The following is a 257-nucleotide window of genomic DNA, read 5'->3' as shown; positions in this document are numbered from 1 at the left end:
GATCTCAGCGAAGGCGGCTACGACCTCGGCCTGCGCGACGGCCCCATCGACCTGCCGGGGCTGGTGGCGCGGCCGCTGGCGCCGAACCAGATCGTGCTTTGCGCCAGCCCCGCCTCCCTGGCGCGGCAACCCGCGCCGCAAGGCCCGGAGGACTTCGAGCGGCACGCCGGGCTGGTCTTCCAGCACCCTTCGCTGAACCAGAACTTCTGGTGGATGGAGCGCGACGGCGCCCGCCAGCGTATCGACCAGCCGCGCCC

Annotated in this window: 1 protein-coding gene; it reads left to right on the top strand. The window is 73.2% G+C overall.

What is annotated here, in order from left to right:
- Positions 1–257 (top strand): LysR substrate-binding domain-containing protein (locus tag ACLJNW_RS26525; RefSeq protein WP_410961555.1); only part of this gene is annotated, 257 nt, incomplete at both ends.

Origin of the sequence: Salmonella sp. SAL4457 (assembly GCF_046548235.1) — a bacterium.
GTDB lineage: Bacteria > Pseudomonadota > Gammaproteobacteria > Enterobacterales > Enterobacteriaceae > Salmonella > Salmonella enterica.
This window is presented reverse-complemented; position numbering and strand designations above follow the sequence as displayed.